This window comes from Streptomyces sp. H51, from assembly GCF_035656535.1.
Taxonomy (GTDB): Bacteria; Actinomycetota; Actinomycetes; order Streptomycetales; family Streptomycetaceae; genus Streptomyces.
Genome location: NZ_JAYMHD010000003.1, coordinates 1 through 14,223, shown reverse-complemented (window position 1 = coordinate 14,223; position 14,223 = coordinate 1). Strand labels below are relative to the sequence as shown.

13 protein-coding genes and 2 pseudogenes are annotated in these 14,223 nt (G+C 73.9%); 5 read left to right on the top strand and 10 right to left on the bottom strand.

The genetic code is table 11. The features are described 5' to 3' along the window. Positions 1-108: 108 nt before the first annotated feature. The 5 genes and pseudogenes from VKA29_RS00155 to VKA29_RS00135 all read right to left on the bottom strand — a co-directional run bounded on the left by VKA29_RS00155 (position 109) and on the right by VKA29_RS00135 (position 4,253). Complete coding sequence (locus VKA29_RS00155; protein WP_324783036.1) at positions 109-855, bottom strand: GntR family transcriptional regulator; 747 nt, start codon at positions 853-855, stop codon at positions 109-111. Then, complete coding sequence (locus VKA29_RS00150) at positions 848-973, bottom strand: hypothetical protein (RefSeq protein ID WP_324783035.1); 126 nt, start codon at positions 971-973, stop codon at positions 848-850. The genes VKA29_RS00155 and VKA29_RS00150 overlap by 8 nt, the downstream gene beginning before the upstream one ends. A 26-nt stretch (positions 974-999) precedes the next feature. Continuing rightward, a pseudogene (locus VKA29_RS00145) lies at positions 1,000-2,185 on the bottom strand (CaiB/BaiF CoA transferase family protein). A gap of 215 nt (positions 2,186-2,400) precedes the next feature. Further along, on the bottom strand, positions 2,401-3,615 hold the full coding sequence (locus VKA29_RS00140) for an MFS transporter (RefSeq protein WP_324783034.1): 1,215 nt from the start codon (positions 3,613-3,615) through the stop codon (positions 2,401-2,403). A gap of 179 nt (positions 3,616-3,794) precedes the next feature. After that, positions 3,795-4,253, bottom strand: coding sequence for a MarR family winged helix-turn-helix transcriptional regulator (locus VKA29_RS00135; protein ID WP_324783033.1), 459 nt, complete (start codon positions 4,251-4,253; stop codon positions 3,795-3,797). 251 nt (positions 4,254-4,504) lie between these two features. Here VKA29_RS00135 and VKA29_RS00130 point away from each other — a divergent pair. Continuing rightward, positions 4,505-4,909, top strand: a pseudogene (locus tag VKA29_RS00130) (LLM class flavin-dependent oxidoreductase); the annotation flags it as partial. Positions 4,910-5,119: 210 nt separating this feature from the next. Here the strand turns inward: VKA29_RS00130 and VKA29_RS00125 are convergent. Further along, complete coding sequence (locus tag VKA29_RS00125) at positions 5,120-5,683, bottom strand: NAD(P)H-dependent oxidoreductase (protein WP_324783032.1); 564 nt, start codon at positions 5,681-5,683, stop codon at positions 5,120-5,122. Between the two features lie 101 nt (positions 5,684-5,784). Between VKA29_RS00125 and VKA29_RS00120 the strand changes: the two genes are divergently transcribed. Continuing rightward, positions 5,785-6,465, top strand: a complete 681-nt coding sequence (locus tag VKA29_RS00120) for a helix-turn-helix domain-containing protein (protein WP_324783031.1) — start codon at positions 5,785-5,787, stop codon at positions 6,463-6,465. Positions 6,466-6,474: 9 nt separating this feature from the next. On the opposite strand, the gene VKA29_RS00115 is transcribed toward VKA29_RS00120, so the two are convergent. Together VKA29_RS00115 and VKA29_RS00110 are read right to left on the bottom strand one after the other, a co-directional pair. Next, a complete protein-coding gene (locus VKA29_RS00115) occupies positions 6,475-7,608 on the bottom strand; it encodes an NAD(P)/FAD-dependent oxidoreductase (protein ID WP_324783030.1) in 1,134 nt (377 codons plus the stop codon). Continuing rightward, positions 7,605-8,315, bottom strand: coding sequence for a TetR/AcrR family transcriptional regulator (locus VKA29_RS00110; RefSeq protein ID WP_324783029.1), 711 nt, complete (start codon positions 8,313-8,315; stop codon positions 7,605-7,607). The genes VKA29_RS00115 and VKA29_RS00110 overlap by 4 nt, the downstream gene beginning before the upstream one ends. 232 nt (positions 8,316-8,547) lie before the next feature. On the opposite strand from VKA29_RS00110, the gene VKA29_RS00105 reads away from it, so the two are divergent. Continuing rightward, entirely contained in the window at positions 8,548-9,594 is a 1,047-nt protein-coding gene (locus VKA29_RS00105) for a LacI family DNA-binding transcriptional regulator (RefSeq protein ID WP_324783028.1), read from the top strand. 266 nt (positions 9,595-9,860) lie between these two features. On the opposite strand, the gene trxA is transcribed toward VKA29_RS00105, so the two are convergent. Then, on the bottom strand, positions 9,861-10,247 hold the full coding sequence (trxA, locus tag VKA29_RS00100) for a thioredoxin (RefSeq protein WP_324783027.1): 387 nt from the start codon (positions 10,245-10,247) through the stop codon (positions 9,861-9,863). A gap of 121 nt (positions 10,248-10,368) precedes the next feature. On the opposite strand from trxA, the gene VKA29_RS00095 reads away from it, so the two are divergent. After that, positions 10,369-11,787: an NAD(P)/FAD-dependent oxidoreductase gene (locus tag VKA29_RS00095; RefSeq protein WP_324783026.1), complete on the top strand. Its 1,419-nt coding sequence runs from the start codon at positions 10,369-10,371 to the stop codon at positions 11,785-11,787. Positions 11,788-11,817: 30 nt separating this feature from the next. Here the strand turns inward: VKA29_RS00095 and VKA29_RS00090 are convergent, their stop codons facing one another. Then, positions 11,818-12,462, bottom strand: coding sequence for a peptide deformylase (locus VKA29_RS00090; RefSeq protein ID WP_324783025.1), 645 nt, complete (start codon positions 12,460-12,462; stop codon positions 11,818-11,820). Between the two features lie 183 nt (positions 12,463-12,645). Between VKA29_RS00090 and VKA29_RS00085 the strand changes: the two genes are divergently transcribed. After that, positions 12,646-14,046, top strand: a complete 1,401-nt coding sequence (locus tag VKA29_RS00085) for a PepSY domain-containing protein (RefSeq protein WP_324783024.1) — start codon at positions 12,646-12,648, stop codon at positions 14,044-14,046. Positions 14,047-14,223 lie beyond the last annotated feature (177 nt).

Sequence of the window (14,223 nt, the reverse complement as noted above, 5' to 3'; positions counted from 1 at the left end):
TCAGGTCATCGGCGAAGTGCCGGTCGCCAGTGGCGTCGGGCACGTACTTCACAGTGACAACGATCCTCAAGCTCACGATGATCTCTCCGTTCGGATGTCCGCAGGGCCTCACTGGCCGCTGCGCCGCAGACGTACGCGGTACGAATAGTGCTCGGGCAGGAAGTGACTGATGGACAGCTCGACGAGCTGTCCGGCGACCGTGTGGTAGACGCGGTCGATGCGCAGCAGGGGTCGGCCCGGTGCGCAGCCCAGGTGCCCGGAGATTTCCGGGGTGGCCTCGGCGACGGTGATGCTCTGCTCGGCCTCGGCGATCGGCTCGGGCAGCCGCTGGTCGAGCAGGCCGATGACGGTGAAGGCATGCGGCGTGCCCGGCAGTGTCAGCTCCGGCACCGACTCCAGCAGCCGGCCGACGGAAGGCGGCAGCCACACGGAGGTGTGGCAGAAGGCGACGTCGTCGTGCAGCCGGAGGAAGGCCAGGCTGTGCACCCGGTCGGTGCGCAGGCCGAGCCGGCCCGCCGCGTCCACGTCCACCCGCCGGTGCAGGGGCGTGACGACGTCCATACGGGTGTCGATGGACAGGCCCATCAGATCGTCCACCGAGCCGAACTGGCGCAGGTACTGCTCCTCGCGCGGGGTGGCGAAGGTGCCGCGCCCGGGCACCCGGTACACCAGGCCCTCCGCCACGAGGTCCTGGAACGCCCGACGCACGGTCTGCCGGCTCACCCCGTGCGTGCGTGCCAGCTCGGCCTCGGTGGGCAGCCGGACGCCGTCGGGGTAGTCGTGGCGCAGGATCGCCGCCCGCAACGTGCGCGCGAGCCGGAAGTAGGTGCTCTCCCGCTGCGGCTGCTCAGTCATCCGGACCGCCCCTGGCCACCGGCCGCGAGGCGATCACGGTGCGCTGGATCCCGTTCGTCTCGCGCCCCGTCCGGAGGACGAGCCGCTCGTCGCCGGAGCGAATGTCCAGCCCGCTCATCGCACACAACTCCCGGTCCACTGCGGTCAGATGACGGCGTCGGCGCGCAGCGCGTCGATGTCGTCGCGGGTACGGCCGAGTTCGGTGAGGATCGCGTCGGTGTGCTCGCCCACGTCCGGGACCGGGTCCATGCGCGCGGGCAGCCCGGCGAGGTCGGCCGGCGGCAGCAACGCCTGCACCGTGGCGCCGGGCACGGCCACATCCCGCCAGCGGCCGCGGGCCGCCAGCACCGGGTGGTCGAGGAAGGCGGCGACGTCGTTGACCCCGGCGCAGGCGATGCCGATCTCCTCCAGCACCGCGAGGATCTCCCCGGCGTCCGAGCGGGCGAAGCGCTCGGCGACGATCGCGTTGAGTTCGTCGCGGTGCGCCACGCGGTCGGAGCCGGTGGCGAAGCGCGGGTCGTCCGTCAGGGCGGGCCGCTCGAGGAACTCCGCGCACAGGGCCGCCCATTCGCGCTCGTTCTGGATGGAGAACAGCACCTGTCCGCCGTCGGCGGCCGTGAACGCGCCGTACGGGGCGATGGTGGGGTGCTGGGTCCCGAGGCGGGCGGGCTGGCCGCCGCCGTAGCGCGTGTAGTAGGCGGGCTGGCCCATCCACTCGGCCAGCGCCTCGAACAGGGACACCTCCACGGGGTGCGCCCGCCCGGTGGTGGCCCGCGTGTACAGCGCGGTGAGGATGCCGGTGTAGGCGTACATCCCGGCGGCGATGTCGGCGACGGAGATCCCGACCCGTGCCGTCTCCTCGGCGGTTCCGGTCAGCGACACCAGGCCGGTCTGGCACTGGACCAGCAGGTCGTACGACTTGCGGTCGGCCCACGGTCCGGACGTGCCGTAGCCGGAGATCGTGCACGGGATCAGCCGCGGCAGGCGCTCGGCGAGCGAGTCGGCGCCGAGGCCCAGCCGGCCGGCGGCACCCGGCGCGAGGTTCTGCACCAGCACGTCGGCGCCGTCCAGGAGCTGGTGCAGGATGTCCAGGCCGCGCGGGTCCTTCAGGTCGAGGGTGAGGGATTTCCTTGGAGCGGTTGAGCCACACGAAGTAGCTGGAGTGGCCGTGCACGGTCGTGTCGTAGCGGCGGGCGAAGTCGCCCTCGCCCGGCCGTTCCACCTTGATCACCCGGGCGCCGAGGTCGGCGAGCTGCCGGGTGGCGTACGGGGCGGCCACGGCCTGCTCCAGGCTGACCACCGTGATGCCCGACAGGGGAAGTTGCTGCACGCACAGATTTGTACGGCCAAATGCGCGAGCGTGTCAACGGGGTGCAGGCCGCTGTGACCAGCGTCGCTTCGCGGTACCGCGCCGCCCCCTCGTGCGGACCCCGCGCAATGCCCGCGCTTTGTACGCAACAATCGCGCCGCTGCTGCCGCCCGGCCGGCCGTGTCCGCCGCGGTCCCCGCGCCGCACGGAGCCCGCCCGGGAACCGTCACCCGGTGTCAGGGCCGGGCCGTGGCCGTCGGCACGGTGTCGGCCTGCGGGGACGCGGCCACGATCCGCCCGGCGGACCGGGTTCGCCGGTCGAGAAAGGCGGCGAGGGCGGACAGCAGCAGTGCCACGCCGGACAGGAGGGCGCCGACCCGGTTGGGGGCGGTGTAGCCGAGGCCGGCCGCGATGACGACGCCGCCCAGCCAGGCGGCCAGCGCGTTGCCGAGGTTGAAGGCACCGATGTTGGCGGCGGAGGCCAGCGTCGGGGCGGCGGCGGCCTGGTCGAGCACCCATTTCTGCAGCGGGGGCACGGTGGCGAAGCCCAGGGCGCCGATCAGCGTCAGGGTGAGGGCGGCGAGGACCTTGTCGTGGGCGGTCACCGTGAACAGCAGCAGCGCGAGCGACAGCGCGCCGAGTGCGGCGAACAGCATGGGCATCAGGGCACGGTCGGCGAAACGGCCGCCCAGCAGGTTGCCCAGGAACATGCCGACGCCGAACAGCACCAGCAGCCAGGTGACCGCGCCGGCCGAATATCCGGCGACCTCGGTCATCATCGGCGTGATGTAGGTGATCGCGGCGAAGACACCGCCGTAGCCGAGGACCGTCATCGCCATGGCGAGCCAGACCTGGACGTTGCGGAAGGCCGCGAACTCGCCCCGCAGGCGGGCGCCCTCCGGCCGTCCCGTCTCCGGGACCAGCCCGGCCACGCCGAGGAAGCCGACGACGCCGAGCGCGGCGACCACGGTGAAGGTCACCCGCCAGCCGGCGGCCTGGCCGAGGTAGGTGCCCAGCGGCACGCCGACGACGTTCGCCACGGTCAGGCCGGTGAACATCAGGGAGATCGCCGACGCCTTCTTCTCCGGAGCCACCAGGCCCGCGGCGACCACGGAGCCGATGCCGAAGAACGCGCCGTGCGCGAGCGAGGCGATCACCCGGCCGGCCAGCATGACGCCGAACGCCGGAGCGAAGGCGGAGAGGGCGTTCCCCACGACGAACACGCCCATGAGGAACATGAGCATCTTCTTGCGGGACACCCTGGTGCCCAGAACGGTCAGCAGCGGAGCGCCGAACACGACGCCGAGGGCGTAGCCCGAGACGAGCCGGCCGGCGGTCGGGATGGAGACGCCGAAGTCGTCCGCGATCTCGGGCAGCACGCCCATGATCACGAACTCGGTGGTTCCGATCCCGAAGGCCCCGATGGCCAGGGCCAGGAGGGCGAGAGGCATGGGGGTGAACCCCTTCCTGGTGATTGCGCACGGTATTAACAAGCCAGAACAATAATTGCAGGCGCGGAATAAGAGCAAGCGTGGGTTTTGCTGAAGCGGGTAGTGGTCGAACGCAAGTACATGGGCAGACGACAGCCCCCGCGGCTTCGGTGAGGGGCGGGGGCTGTTGCGGCCGGGTCTCAGGCGGGTGCGTGGAGCCTCTCGACCGCCGTGACGAGCGGGGCGAGTTCGGGGTTCCGTGCGGCCTCGTCCAGGGCTTCGCGCAGCGCCGCCTCGTTGGTGGGGCGGGCCTGTTCCAGCAGTTCGAGGCCCGCCTCGGTGACGTCGGTGTAGATGCCGCGCCGGTCGGTCGGGCAGAGGTAGCGAGTGAGCAGCCCGCGGTCCTCCAGGCGCGTGACCAGTCGGGTCGTCGCGCTCTGGCTGAGTACGACCGCGTCCGCGACCTGCTTCATCTGCAGGTGGCCGCCCTCGCCTTCGTGCTGCCGGCTCAGCACGTCCAGCAGGGAGTACTCGCGCACGCTCAGGTCGTGCCCGGCCTGCAGGGCGCGCTCGATGTGGGCCTCGATCCTGCCGTGCAGCAGCGAGAGGGCGCACCAGCCCTGGGCGAGGGCGGTGAGTGCCGGATCCGTCGCGGTCATGGGCGTGGGTCCTCCGTCCCGGGATGACTGGCTGCCGTCAAGGATAGTGCACCGTTGAAAATGTCAGCGTTTGCGTGTAACGTGCGCATGCAACGTTCGAGACGTCCTGCCCCTACATGCACATCGACCGGCCGCCCCTCGGGCCGGCGGGCGCTTGACTTCGAGAACGCTCGAAGACCTGGCGTCGAAACGGACGGCGGAGGTCCCCGGGGACGGAGGCGGACCTGCGCGTGGGCGTGCACATCAATCGGTTCCAGGCGGAGTTCAACGGCGGCGCCGAGGACCCCGTGCTGGAGGCGTACACGACGCTCGGCCACCTGGCGGGGCGCACCTCCACGGTCCGGCTCGGCGCGCTGGTGACCGGCGTGACCTACCGGCGTCCCGGGCTGCGCGCCGAGATCGCCACCACGCTGGACGTGCTGTCCGGCGGGGTGCCACCCTCGGCGTCGGGGCGGCCTGGTACATGATCGGCGGCGGGGAGAAGAGGACCCTCCGTCCGGTCGCCCGGTACGCCGATGCCTGCAACCTGTTCGCGACCTCGCCGGGCTACACGAAACTGGGCCTCGACACCGTGATCCTCGCCCCGCGCACCGGGCGGCCGGCCGATCGAGAGTTTCGCGGCCTCGGCGGTCCGGCGACTGGCCGAGCTGGACTGAGTGCCGGCGGGCCCGCCGGGAGGCGCGGCCAGCGCGGTTCCGCACCGACGGCGTACGGCGAGCGTGCGGAGGGGCCGTGCGGAAGGGGCTGCGCCGAATGGGGTGTGCGAAGGGGCCGGAGCGTGTGGCTCCGGCCCCTCGGGGTGCGCGGTGCTGGTCGGGCCTCGGGGGCGGCCCGCAGTCCGCGCCTCGCTCGCGATCCGGTCGGGATCAGGCGGCGACGGCCGCGCCCGCGTGGCCCTGCAGGCGGGCGACGACCTCGGTCACCTGGGCGGCGACCTCGGCGTCGTCGGCCGGGTGGGTCTCGGCGAAGCGGGTGATGGAGTTGGGGATGGACAGCTTGATGTCCTCGATCACCTTGCCACCGGCGATGCCCACGGACTTGCGGGTCTCGTCCTGCGCCCACACGCCGCCGTACTGGCCGAAGGCGGTGCCGATCACGGCGACCGGCTTGCCGCCGAAGGCTCCGGCGCCGTACGGGCGCGACAGCCAGTCGATGGCGTTCTTCAGGACGGCCGGGATGGAGCCGTTGTACTCGGGAGAGAAGAGCAGGAAGGCGTCGGCGGCCCCGGCGGCCGCGCGCAGCTCCGCGGCGGCGGCCGGGACGCTGCCCTCGACGTCGATGTCCTGGTTGTAGAAGGGGATGCCGCCGAGGCCCTCGAACAGCACCACGTCGGCGCCCTCGGGGGCCAGCTTGGCGGCCGCCTCGGCGAGTTGGCGGTTGTGCGAACCGGCGCGAAGGCTGCCGACGAGGGCAAGGATGCGAACGGACATGGGAACTCCAAGGGGGGTGCGAGTCATGGTCGTGCAATGCGGACCGGGGTCCGCTTAACTGTTGTAGCACCCTAAGCGGACCGCGGTCCAGTTTTGTTCCCATGCTCTACGCTGTCCTCATGCCCAGCGCCCCGCCGCCTTTCCCCGAGTCGGTCCAGCCGTCCGGTGAGCCCCAGTTGCTGCAGCTCAGCTCCGTCGAGGACGAGCCGTGTCTGCGGGCCGACGCCGCGCGCAACCGTGCCCGGCTGCTGGAGGCGGCCGACCGCCTGATCGCCGAACACGGCGTGGACGGGGTCACGATGGAGGCGGTGGCCACGGCGGCCGACGTGGGCAAGGGCACCGTCTTCCGCCGGTTCGGCGACCGCACCGGACTGCTGATGGCGCTGCTCGACCACTCGGCGAAGAAGCTGCAGGCCGACTTCCTCGGCGGACCGCCGCCGCTCGGCCCCGGCGCGCCGCCCGTGGACCGGCTGCGGGCGTTCGGCGTGGCGGTGCTGTACCGCTCGGCCGAGCAGCTGGACCTGCGGCTGGCCGCCCAGGCGGGGCCGAACCGGCGGTACGCGCACCCGTCGGTCCAGGCCCTCTCCATGCACGTCACCGTCCTGCTGCGGCAGATCGTGCCGGACGCCGACTGCGAGGTGCTCGCCCAGGTGCTGATGGGGTACCTCGACCCCGGTCTGATCCACCATCTGACCCGGGAGCGCGGGATGCCGATGGAGCGGCTGGAGGCGGGCTGGACCGACCTGGTGGCCCGGGTGACGCAGACCCGGCCGCCCGCCTGACCCGGCGGCTCAGCGCCAGACGGCGAACGCGTCCAGCAGACCCTGCGGTGCGTCGTCGCGGAACAGCAGCACGGCATTGGCGGCCGATTCGGCGGCCGACTTCTCGCTGCGGGGGAACAGTCTCTCCTCGTACGCAGCGAGCGCGGCCTCGGTCTCGCCGGGGGCGGCGGCGAGCGCCAGGCCCAGCTCGGCGCCGTCGAGCATGGCCAGGTTCGCGCCCTCCCCGGCGAACGGGGACATCAGGTGCGCGGCGTCGCCGAGCAGGGTCACGCCCGGGACGCGCTCCCAGCGGTGCCCGACCGGCAGGGCGTGGATCCGCCGCGGGACCAGGGCTCCGTCGGCGTCGCCGACCAGCGCCCGCAGGCTCTCGTGCCAGTCGGCGAAGTGCTCCAGCACGGCTGCCTCGGCGGCCGCGGTGTCGGTGAAGTCGACCGAGTCGAGCCAGTCCTCGGCGGTCCGCAGCGCCGCGTACACGTGCAGGCTGCCGTCGGTCTCCCGGTGCGCCAGGAAGCCCTTGCCGGCTCCGAGGGCGAACAGCATGCCGCCGCCGACGACCTCCGCGCAGGCCGGATGACGTACGTCCGCATCCCGCAGGTCGGCCTCGACGAACGACACGCCGGAGTAGACGGGCACCGCGTCGGAGACCAGCCTCCGGATCCGCGACCAGGCCCCGTCGGCGCCCACCAGCAGGTCCGTGGTGAAGGCGGCGCCGTCGGCGAGCGTCACCTCGTGCCGGCCGTCGCCGAGAGGCCGCGCGCCGGTGACCTTCGCGCCCCAGCGCACCATGCCCTCGGGCAGCGAGCCGAGCAGCAGATCACGCAGTTCGCCGCGGTCGATCTCGGGGCGCTCGCCGTCCCCGTCGTCCGGCTCGTCCATGCGGACCACCGCGTCCTTGTCGAGAACCCGCATGGCCTCGCCGCCCCGGTGGACGAGTGCGCGGAACTCCTCGTGCAGGCCCGCCGCCCGCAGCGCCTCCTGGCCGGAGTCGTCGTGGATGTCGAGCATGCCGCCCTGGGTGCGGGTGGCGGGGGAGGCCTCCAGGTCGAACACGGCGGCCTCGACACCGCGCAGGTGCAGGACGCGGGCCAGGGTGAGGCCGCCGAGTCCGGCGCCGACGATCGCGATCGGGTGGTGGGTGGTCATGAGTTCTCCTCGGAGTCGGTCGGGTGCTGCGGTGAGACGGGCACGGCGGTCCGCGCGATGCCGGCGATCAGCACCTCGAACCCCCACGCCATGCGGTCCTCGGGGCCGCCGCCCGACAGCAGGTGCCCGGCGAGGGCCGCGATGTGCGGGCGGTCCCGCTCGGAGGCGCTGTGCAGGGCGGCGCGCAGGGCGTCCCAGTCCTCCTCGGACGCCTCGTCGGCGTGCTCGGCGGCCGTCGCGGTGGCGAGCTGCAGCAGCAGGTCCACGCCCCAGGCGGCCTGCGCGGGCGGCACGCCGCCCTCGTCGAGCAGGGCCAGCAGGGTCTCGATCAGGTCCAGGTAGTTCGGCCCGCTGGGCCGGGCGGTGAGCGCGGAACGGGCCAGGGTCGGGTGTTCGAGGAGCATCGCGGTGTACGCGGTGAGCACGCCCCGCAGCCGCTCCCGCCACGAGCCCCCGGCCGGCGCCGGGCCCACCGTGCCGAGGAGTTCGTCCAGGACGGCCGCGTGCAGCTCCGCGGTGTTGCGGACGTAGACGTACAGCGAGGCCGGGCCGGTGTCGAGTTCCTGCGCCAGACGTCGCATGGTCACCTTCTGCAGACCCTCGGCGCGCAGCACGGCGACGGCCGTGGCCACGATGCCCGCCCTGCTCAGTGCGGGCTTGGCCGGGCGCTCACGGCGGCTGCGGGGGGTGTCGGGACGGTTGGTCATGCCAACACCGTAACGAACAAGTTCGTCACGAACGTGTTCGTCAACGAGCCCGGAGGCGCACTGCGTGCGGCTTCGTGTGGCTCGGTGCGGCTTCGATCGGTCTCCGGGGTCGGCCGGTTTCCCCGTTCGATCGGCGTCCGGGGTCGGCCGGTTACCCCGTTCGATCGGTCTCCCGGGCACGGCCGGTTACCCCGTTCACCCCCGCGGAGTGCCGGGCCGTGCTTCTGCCAAGATGCGGTACGTCATGGTGCAGATACCGAACACGCCCGCGCCCCCGTCACCCACGCCGCGTTCCGTGCCCACGAGCGCCGACGTGGCCCGCCTGGCCGGCGTCTCGCGCGCGACCGTCTCCTACGTCCTGAACAACACCAGCGCCGTGCGCATCAGCGAGCCCACGCGCCGCCGTGTCCGCGAGGCCGCGAAGGAACTGGGGTACGTGCCGCACGCGGCCGCCCGCAGCCTGCGCGCCGGACACAGCCGCATGGTCCTGATGCCCGCCCCGGCCGTCCCCGTCGGCCCGCTGTACGGCCGGTTCCTCAACGAACTCCAGTGGGAACTCGGCCGCCTCGACTACACCGTCGTGCAGCACGGCACCGTCGGCCTGCACGGCGACGAGGCCGCCCGCGCCTGGGCTGAACTGCGCCCCGTCGCGGTCCTCGTGCCGGGCGCCGGGATCGGGCCGCAGGGCGTGGCCGTGCTCAAGCGCTCCGGCGCCCGCGCCGTCGTCACCCTCGGCCCCGAATCGGTCGAGGGCGCCCACGCCCTGCTCATGGACCACGAGGCCGTCGGCCACTGCGCGGCCCGCCACCTGCACGACCGCGGCCGGCGGCGCGTCGGCGTCGTCGTGCCCGAGGAGGAGGGGCTGGCGCCCTTCTCGCTGCCCCGCCTGAACGGTGTGCGCGCCGCCCTGCACGGCACCGGCGCCACCGTCGCCGAACTGCCCCTCGCCCACACGGAGGAGAGCGCCGCCCGGCTCGCCGCCCGCTGGCGCGGCCTCGGCCTGGACGCGGTGTTCGCGTACAACGACGAGTACGCGATGCTGCTGATGCGCGCCCTGCAGGACGAGGGCGTCCGGGTCCCGGAGGACACGGCCGTCATCGGCGCCGACGACCTCATGCTCGGCCGGCTGCTGCGGCCCCGCCTGAGCACCGTCCACGTCGAGCTGCCGTCCGGCCGCGACCTCGCCGAACTGGTCGACCGCGCGGTGCGCGACCCCGGCGCCGCGCCCGAGACACACAGGGTGCTGGGAGCGGCGGTGGTGCACCGCGACTCCAGTTGAACGCCCGGCTGACGCACCGCGGTGGCGCCGGGCGCGCCGTCGCGGAGTCCGGGAGCCGGGAGTACGCCGAGGGGCTGGTGCGCCGCCGTCCGCGAAGATCGTCGGCCGTGGACGGTGCACGAAAACGGGGCGCCGTGTCCCATCCGACACGGCGCCCCGGACGACACGGCGCCCCTGACGGGAAGCCCCCCTGACGGGAAGCCCCCCTGACGGGAAGCCCCCCTGACGGGAAGCCCCCTGACGGGAAATCCCCCTGATGGGAGGTCCTACTCCCCGCTCTCTCCGGCCTGCGCCTGCTGCGCGGCGACGGCCTTGCGGACCTCGTCCATGTCCAGTCGGCGGGCCTGCCCGATGACGTCCGCCAGGGCGGCCTCCGGCAGGGCGCCCGGCTGCGCGAACACGGCGACCTGGTCACGCACGATCATCAGCGTCGGGATCGACTGGATGCCGAAGGCGGCCGCCAGCTCCGGCTGGGCCTCGGTGTCGACCTTGCCGAACACCAGGTCCGGGTTCTCCTCGGCCGCCTTCTCGTACACCGGCGCGAACTGACGGCACGGCCCGCACCAGGACGCCCAGAAGTCGATCAGGACGAACTCGTTGTCCGTGACCGTCTGGTCGAAGTTCTCCTTGGTGAGCTCCACGGTGCTGCTCATGACGTGAATGCCTGCTTCCTGGGGTCGGGTCGGGGCCGTCCGCACAACACGGCGGGCCGGTCACGTATTCCGCGCCCCTACCCGTGTGGCCACGGGGTACACCACCCACCAGACTGGCCCCATGACGGAAACGGAAACCTTCGTGTACGACGTCGTGGTGCTCGGAGCCGGGCCCGTGGGGGAGAACGTCGCCGACCGCACCCGTGCGGCAGGCCTGTCCACCGCGGTCGTGGAGAGCGAACTGGTCGGCGGCGAGTGTTCGTACTGGGCGTGCATGCCCAGCAAGGCGTTGCTGCGCCCGGTCATCGCGCGGGCCGACGCCCGCCGCCTGCCGGGGCTGAGCCAGGCGGTCCAGGGCCCCCTCGACGCGTCCGCGGTGCTCGCCCGCCGGGACGAGTACACCTCCCACTGGAAGGACGACGGCCAGCTCCAGTGGCTCGACGGCATCGGAGCCGACCTCTACCGCGGCCACGGCCGCCTGGCCGGCCCGCGCACCGTGACCGTCGGCGGCAAGGTCCTCACCGCCCGGCAGGCCGTCGCCGTCTGCACCGGCAGCCGGGCCCTCCTGCCCGACCTGCCCGGCCTCGACGAGGTGGCGCCCTGGACCAGCCGGGAGGCCACCAGCGCCAAGGCGGCGCCCGGCCGGCTCGTCGTGGTCGGCGGCGGGGTCGTCGCCACCGAGATGGCCACCGCCTGGCAGGCCCTCGGCTCCCGCGTCACGCTCCTGGTACGCGGCAAGGGCCTGCTGGGCCGCATGGAGCCCTTCGCCGGCGAACTGGTCGCCGAAGCCCTCACCGAGGCCGGCGTCGACGTGCGCACCGGCACCTCGGTACGGGCCGTGTCCCGTCAGGACGGCACGGTCGTGGTAGTCACCGACGGCGGCGAGCGCATCGAGGCAGACGAGATCCTCTTCGCCACCGGCCGCGCCCCGCGCACCGACGACATCGGCCTGGACACCGTCGGACTGGAACCCGGCTCCTGGCTGACCGTCGACGACAGCCTGCGGGTCACCGGCACCGACTGGCTCTACGCCGTCGGCGACGTCAACCACCGCGCCCTGCTCACCCATCAGGGCAAGTACCAGGCCCGCATCGCCGGCGCCGCCATCGCGGCCCGCGCCTGTGGGACCCCGGTCCCGGAAGCCGACCCGTGGGGCGCCCACGCGGCCACCGCCGACCACGCCGCCGTCCCCCAGGTCGTCTTCACCGACCCGGAGGCGGCGGCCGTGGGCCTGTCGCTGGCCGACGCCGAACGGGCCGGCCACCGGGTCCGCGCCGTCGACGTGGAGTTCTCCTCCGTCGCCGGCGCCGGCCTGTACGCCGACGGCTACCGCGGCCGGGCCCGCATGGTCGTCGATCTCGAACGCGAGATCCTGCTCGGCGTCACCTTCGTCGGCCCGGGCGTCGGCGAACTGATCCACTCGGCGACGGTCGCCGTCGTCGGCCGGGTTCCGGTCGACCGCCTCTGGCACGCGGTGCCGTCCTACCCGACGCTCAGCGAGGTGTGGCTGCGGCTGCTGGAGGCCTACCGCGACAACTGACCCTCGGGCGCGGCCCCTCCGGCCGGTCCCTCACGGCAGGTCGAAGCCGAGGGACCGGGCCGCCTCGACCGGGGTCGGCTGCGTCCAGCGCCGCGCCATCGCCTGGTTCGACGACAGCGAGCGCAGCTCGGCGCGGTCGAGGTAGAGCACACCGTCGAGATGGTCCGTCTCGTGCTGCACGATCCGGGCCGGCCAGCCGGTGAACACCTCGTCCACCGGGCGGCCGGCCTCGTCCTGGCAGCGCAGCCGGACCTCGGACGCCCGGGCGACCACCGCCTGCCAGCCGGGCACGCTCAGGCAGCCCTCGAAGAACGCGGCACGGGCCGGGCCGACGGGCTCGTAGGACGGGTTGACCAGGACCCGGAACGGCTGCGGCACCCGGCCGCGGGCCAGCCGCACCTCCCGGGGCACGGGCGCCGGGTCCTCGATCACCGCGATCCGCAGCGCCACCCCGACCTGCGGCGCGGCGAGGCCGACGCCCGGCGCCGTGCGCATGGTGACGCGCAGGGCGGCCACGAAGCGGGCCAGCAGGGCGGAGTCCAACTGGCCGTCGAAGGGCTCGGCGGCGTGCCGCAGCACCGGATCGCCCGCCGCGACGATCGGCAGCGGACCGTCGGTGGCGAGGAGTTCCTCGACCAGTTCGGCAAGGGGCGCTCGGTCACGGGGAGTTGCCATCCGGCAAGCATGCCACGGCGGCCGCGTACGGACGTTCCGCCCTGTGACGCAGGGCACACGCGCGCGCCGGGAACCGGGCGCCGTCCGCACCCGACGACTGGAACACCACCTCCGTCACCTGAGTCACCGCGGCCACCCCCGCCCCTGCCCGCCTGCCCCCGCCCCGCCCCGGAGAGCCCGCCGATGCCCACCGCTTCCCCGACCGCCACCGACCAGGCCCCGCGGCACCCCGCGCCCGCGCCGTCGTCCTCCGACTCCCTCGCGCCGTTACGGCCGCTGATCCTGCGTCTGCACTTCTACGCCGGCGTCGTCGTGGCGCCCTTCCTGCTCGTCGCCGCCGTCACCGGCTTCCTGTACGCCGGCGCCGTCCAGGCCGAAAAGCTCGTGTACTCGCACGAGTTGACCGTCGCCGACGTGGGGGAGACCAAGCTGCCCGTCTCCCGGCAGGTGGCCGCCGCGCGCAGGGCCCACCCCGAGGGCACGGTCCATGCGGTGCGCCCCTCCCCGGCGGCCGACGCCACCACCAGGGTGCTGCTGTCCGGCGTCGAGGGCGTCGCCGCCGGTCACACCCTCGCCGTGTTCGTCGACCCGTACACCGGCGAGGTGCGCGGCGCGCTGGAACAGTACGGCTCGACCGGCGCGCTCCCGCTGCGGACCTGGATCGACGGACTCCACCGCGATCTGCACCTGGGCGAGACCGGCCGCCTCTACAGCGAGTTCGCGGCGAGCTGGCTGTGGGTGATCGCGGGCGGCGGACCGGTGCTGTGGTTCTCCCGGCGCCGCGCCCTGCGCGCGGTGCGCGGCACCACCGGGCGGCGACGCACGCTGGGCCTGCACGGCACGGTCGGCGCCTGGGCGGCGGTGGGTTTCCTCTTCCTCTCCGCGACCGGCCTGACCTGGTCGACGTACGCCGGGGCGAACATCTCCGAGCTGCGCGCCTCGCTCGGCCAGGCCACCCCGTCCGTCTCGGCGACGGCCGGCGGCGAGCACGCGGGCCACGGCGCCGCCGCCGGGGCCGGGGGAGCGGAGCGGGCCGTCGGCCTCGACGAGGTACTGGCGGCGGCCCGGGAGCAGGGGCTGACCGACCCGGTGGAGATCGTGCCGCCGGCCGGCGCGGACTCCGCCTACGTCGTCAGGCAGGTGCAGCGCAGCCGGCCCGAGAAGCAGGACTCGGTCGCGGTCGACCCGGCCACCGGCGAGGTCACCGACGTGCTGCGGTTCGCCGACTACCCGCTGCCGGCGAAGCTGACCCGCTGGGGCATCGACCTGCACACCGGCATCCTCTTCGGCCCGGCCAACCAGATCGCCCTGATGCTGCTCGCGCTCGCGCTGGTCCTGCTGATCGTCTGGGGCTACCGCATGTGGTGGCAGCGCGGCCGCGGACCGGCCTTCGGACGGCCGGTCCCGCGCGGCGCCTGGCAGCGGGTGCCGCCGCAGTTCCTCGTCCCGTCGGCGGCGGCCGTCGCCGTCCTCGGCTGGTTCGTGCCGCTGCTCGGCCTTCCGCTGGCCGCCTTCCTCGCCCTCGACGTGCTGCTCGGCGAGGCGGCCCACCGCAGGGCCCGGCGGCGCGGCGCGCCCTCCTGACGCGGGCGGGGCGCCCTCACGACGCGGGCGGGGCGCCCTCACGACGCGGGCGGGGCGGGTCCGACGCGGGCGGAAGCAGGTCTGACACGGGCGAGGGCAGGTCCGTCGCGGGCGGGGGCGGGTCCCCGGAACCGCCCCCGCCCTCACGACGCGGGCGGGGCGGGGCGGCCGCGGGCG

Bases quoted from the DNA above. Each gene is read 5' to 3' on its own strand.
- VKA29_RS00155 (WP_324783036.1), bottom strand. From the start codon at position 855: ATGACTGAGCAGCCGCAGCGGGAGAGCACCTACTTCCGGCTCGCGCGC.
- VKA29_RS00150 (WP_324783035.1), bottom strand. From the start codon at position 973: ATGAGCGGGCTGGACATTCGCTCCGGCGACGAGCGGCTCGTCCTCCGG.
- VKA29_RS00140 (WP_324783034.1), bottom strand. From the start codon at position 3,615: ATGCCTCTCGCCCTCCTGGCCCTGGCCATCGGGGCCTTCGGGATCGGA.
- VKA29_RS00135 (WP_324783033.1), bottom strand. From the start codon at position 4,253: ATGACCGCGACGGATCCGGCACTCACCGCCCTCGCCCAGGGCTGGTGC.
- VKA29_RS00125 (WP_324783032.1), bottom strand. From the start codon at position 5,683: ATGTCCGTTCGCATCCTTGCCCTCGTCGGCAGCCTTCGCGCCGGTTCG.
- VKA29_RS00120 (WP_324783031.1), top strand. From the start codon at position 5,785: ATGCTCTACGCTGTCCTCATGCCCAGCGCCCCGCCGCCTTTCCCCGAG.
- VKA29_RS00115 (WP_324783030.1), bottom strand. From the start codon at position 7,608: ATGACCACCCACCACCCGATCGCGATCGTCGGCGCCGGACTCGGCGGC.
- VKA29_RS00110 (WP_324783029.1), bottom strand. From the start codon at position 8,315: ATGACCAACCGTCCCGACACCCCCCGCAGCCGCCGTGAGCGCCCGGCC.
- VKA29_RS00105 (WP_324783028.1), top strand. From the start codon at position 8,548: ATGCGGTACGTCATGGTGCAGATACCGAACACGCCCGCGCCCCCGTCA.
- trxA (WP_324783027.1), bottom strand. From the start codon at position 10,247: ATGAGCAGCACCGTGGAGCTCACCAAGGAGAACTTCGACCAGACGGTC.
- VKA29_RS00095 (WP_324783026.1), top strand. From the start codon at position 10,369: ATGACGGAAACGGAAACCTTCGTGTACGACGTCGTGGTGCTCGGAGCC.
- VKA29_RS00090 (WP_324783025.1), bottom strand. From the start codon at position 12,462: ATGGCAACTCCCCGTGACCGAGCGCCCCTTGCCGAACTGGTCGAGGAA.
- VKA29_RS00085 (WP_324783024.1), top strand. From the start codon at position 12,646: ATGCCCACCGCTTCCCCGACCGCCACCGACCAGGCCCCGCGGCACCCC.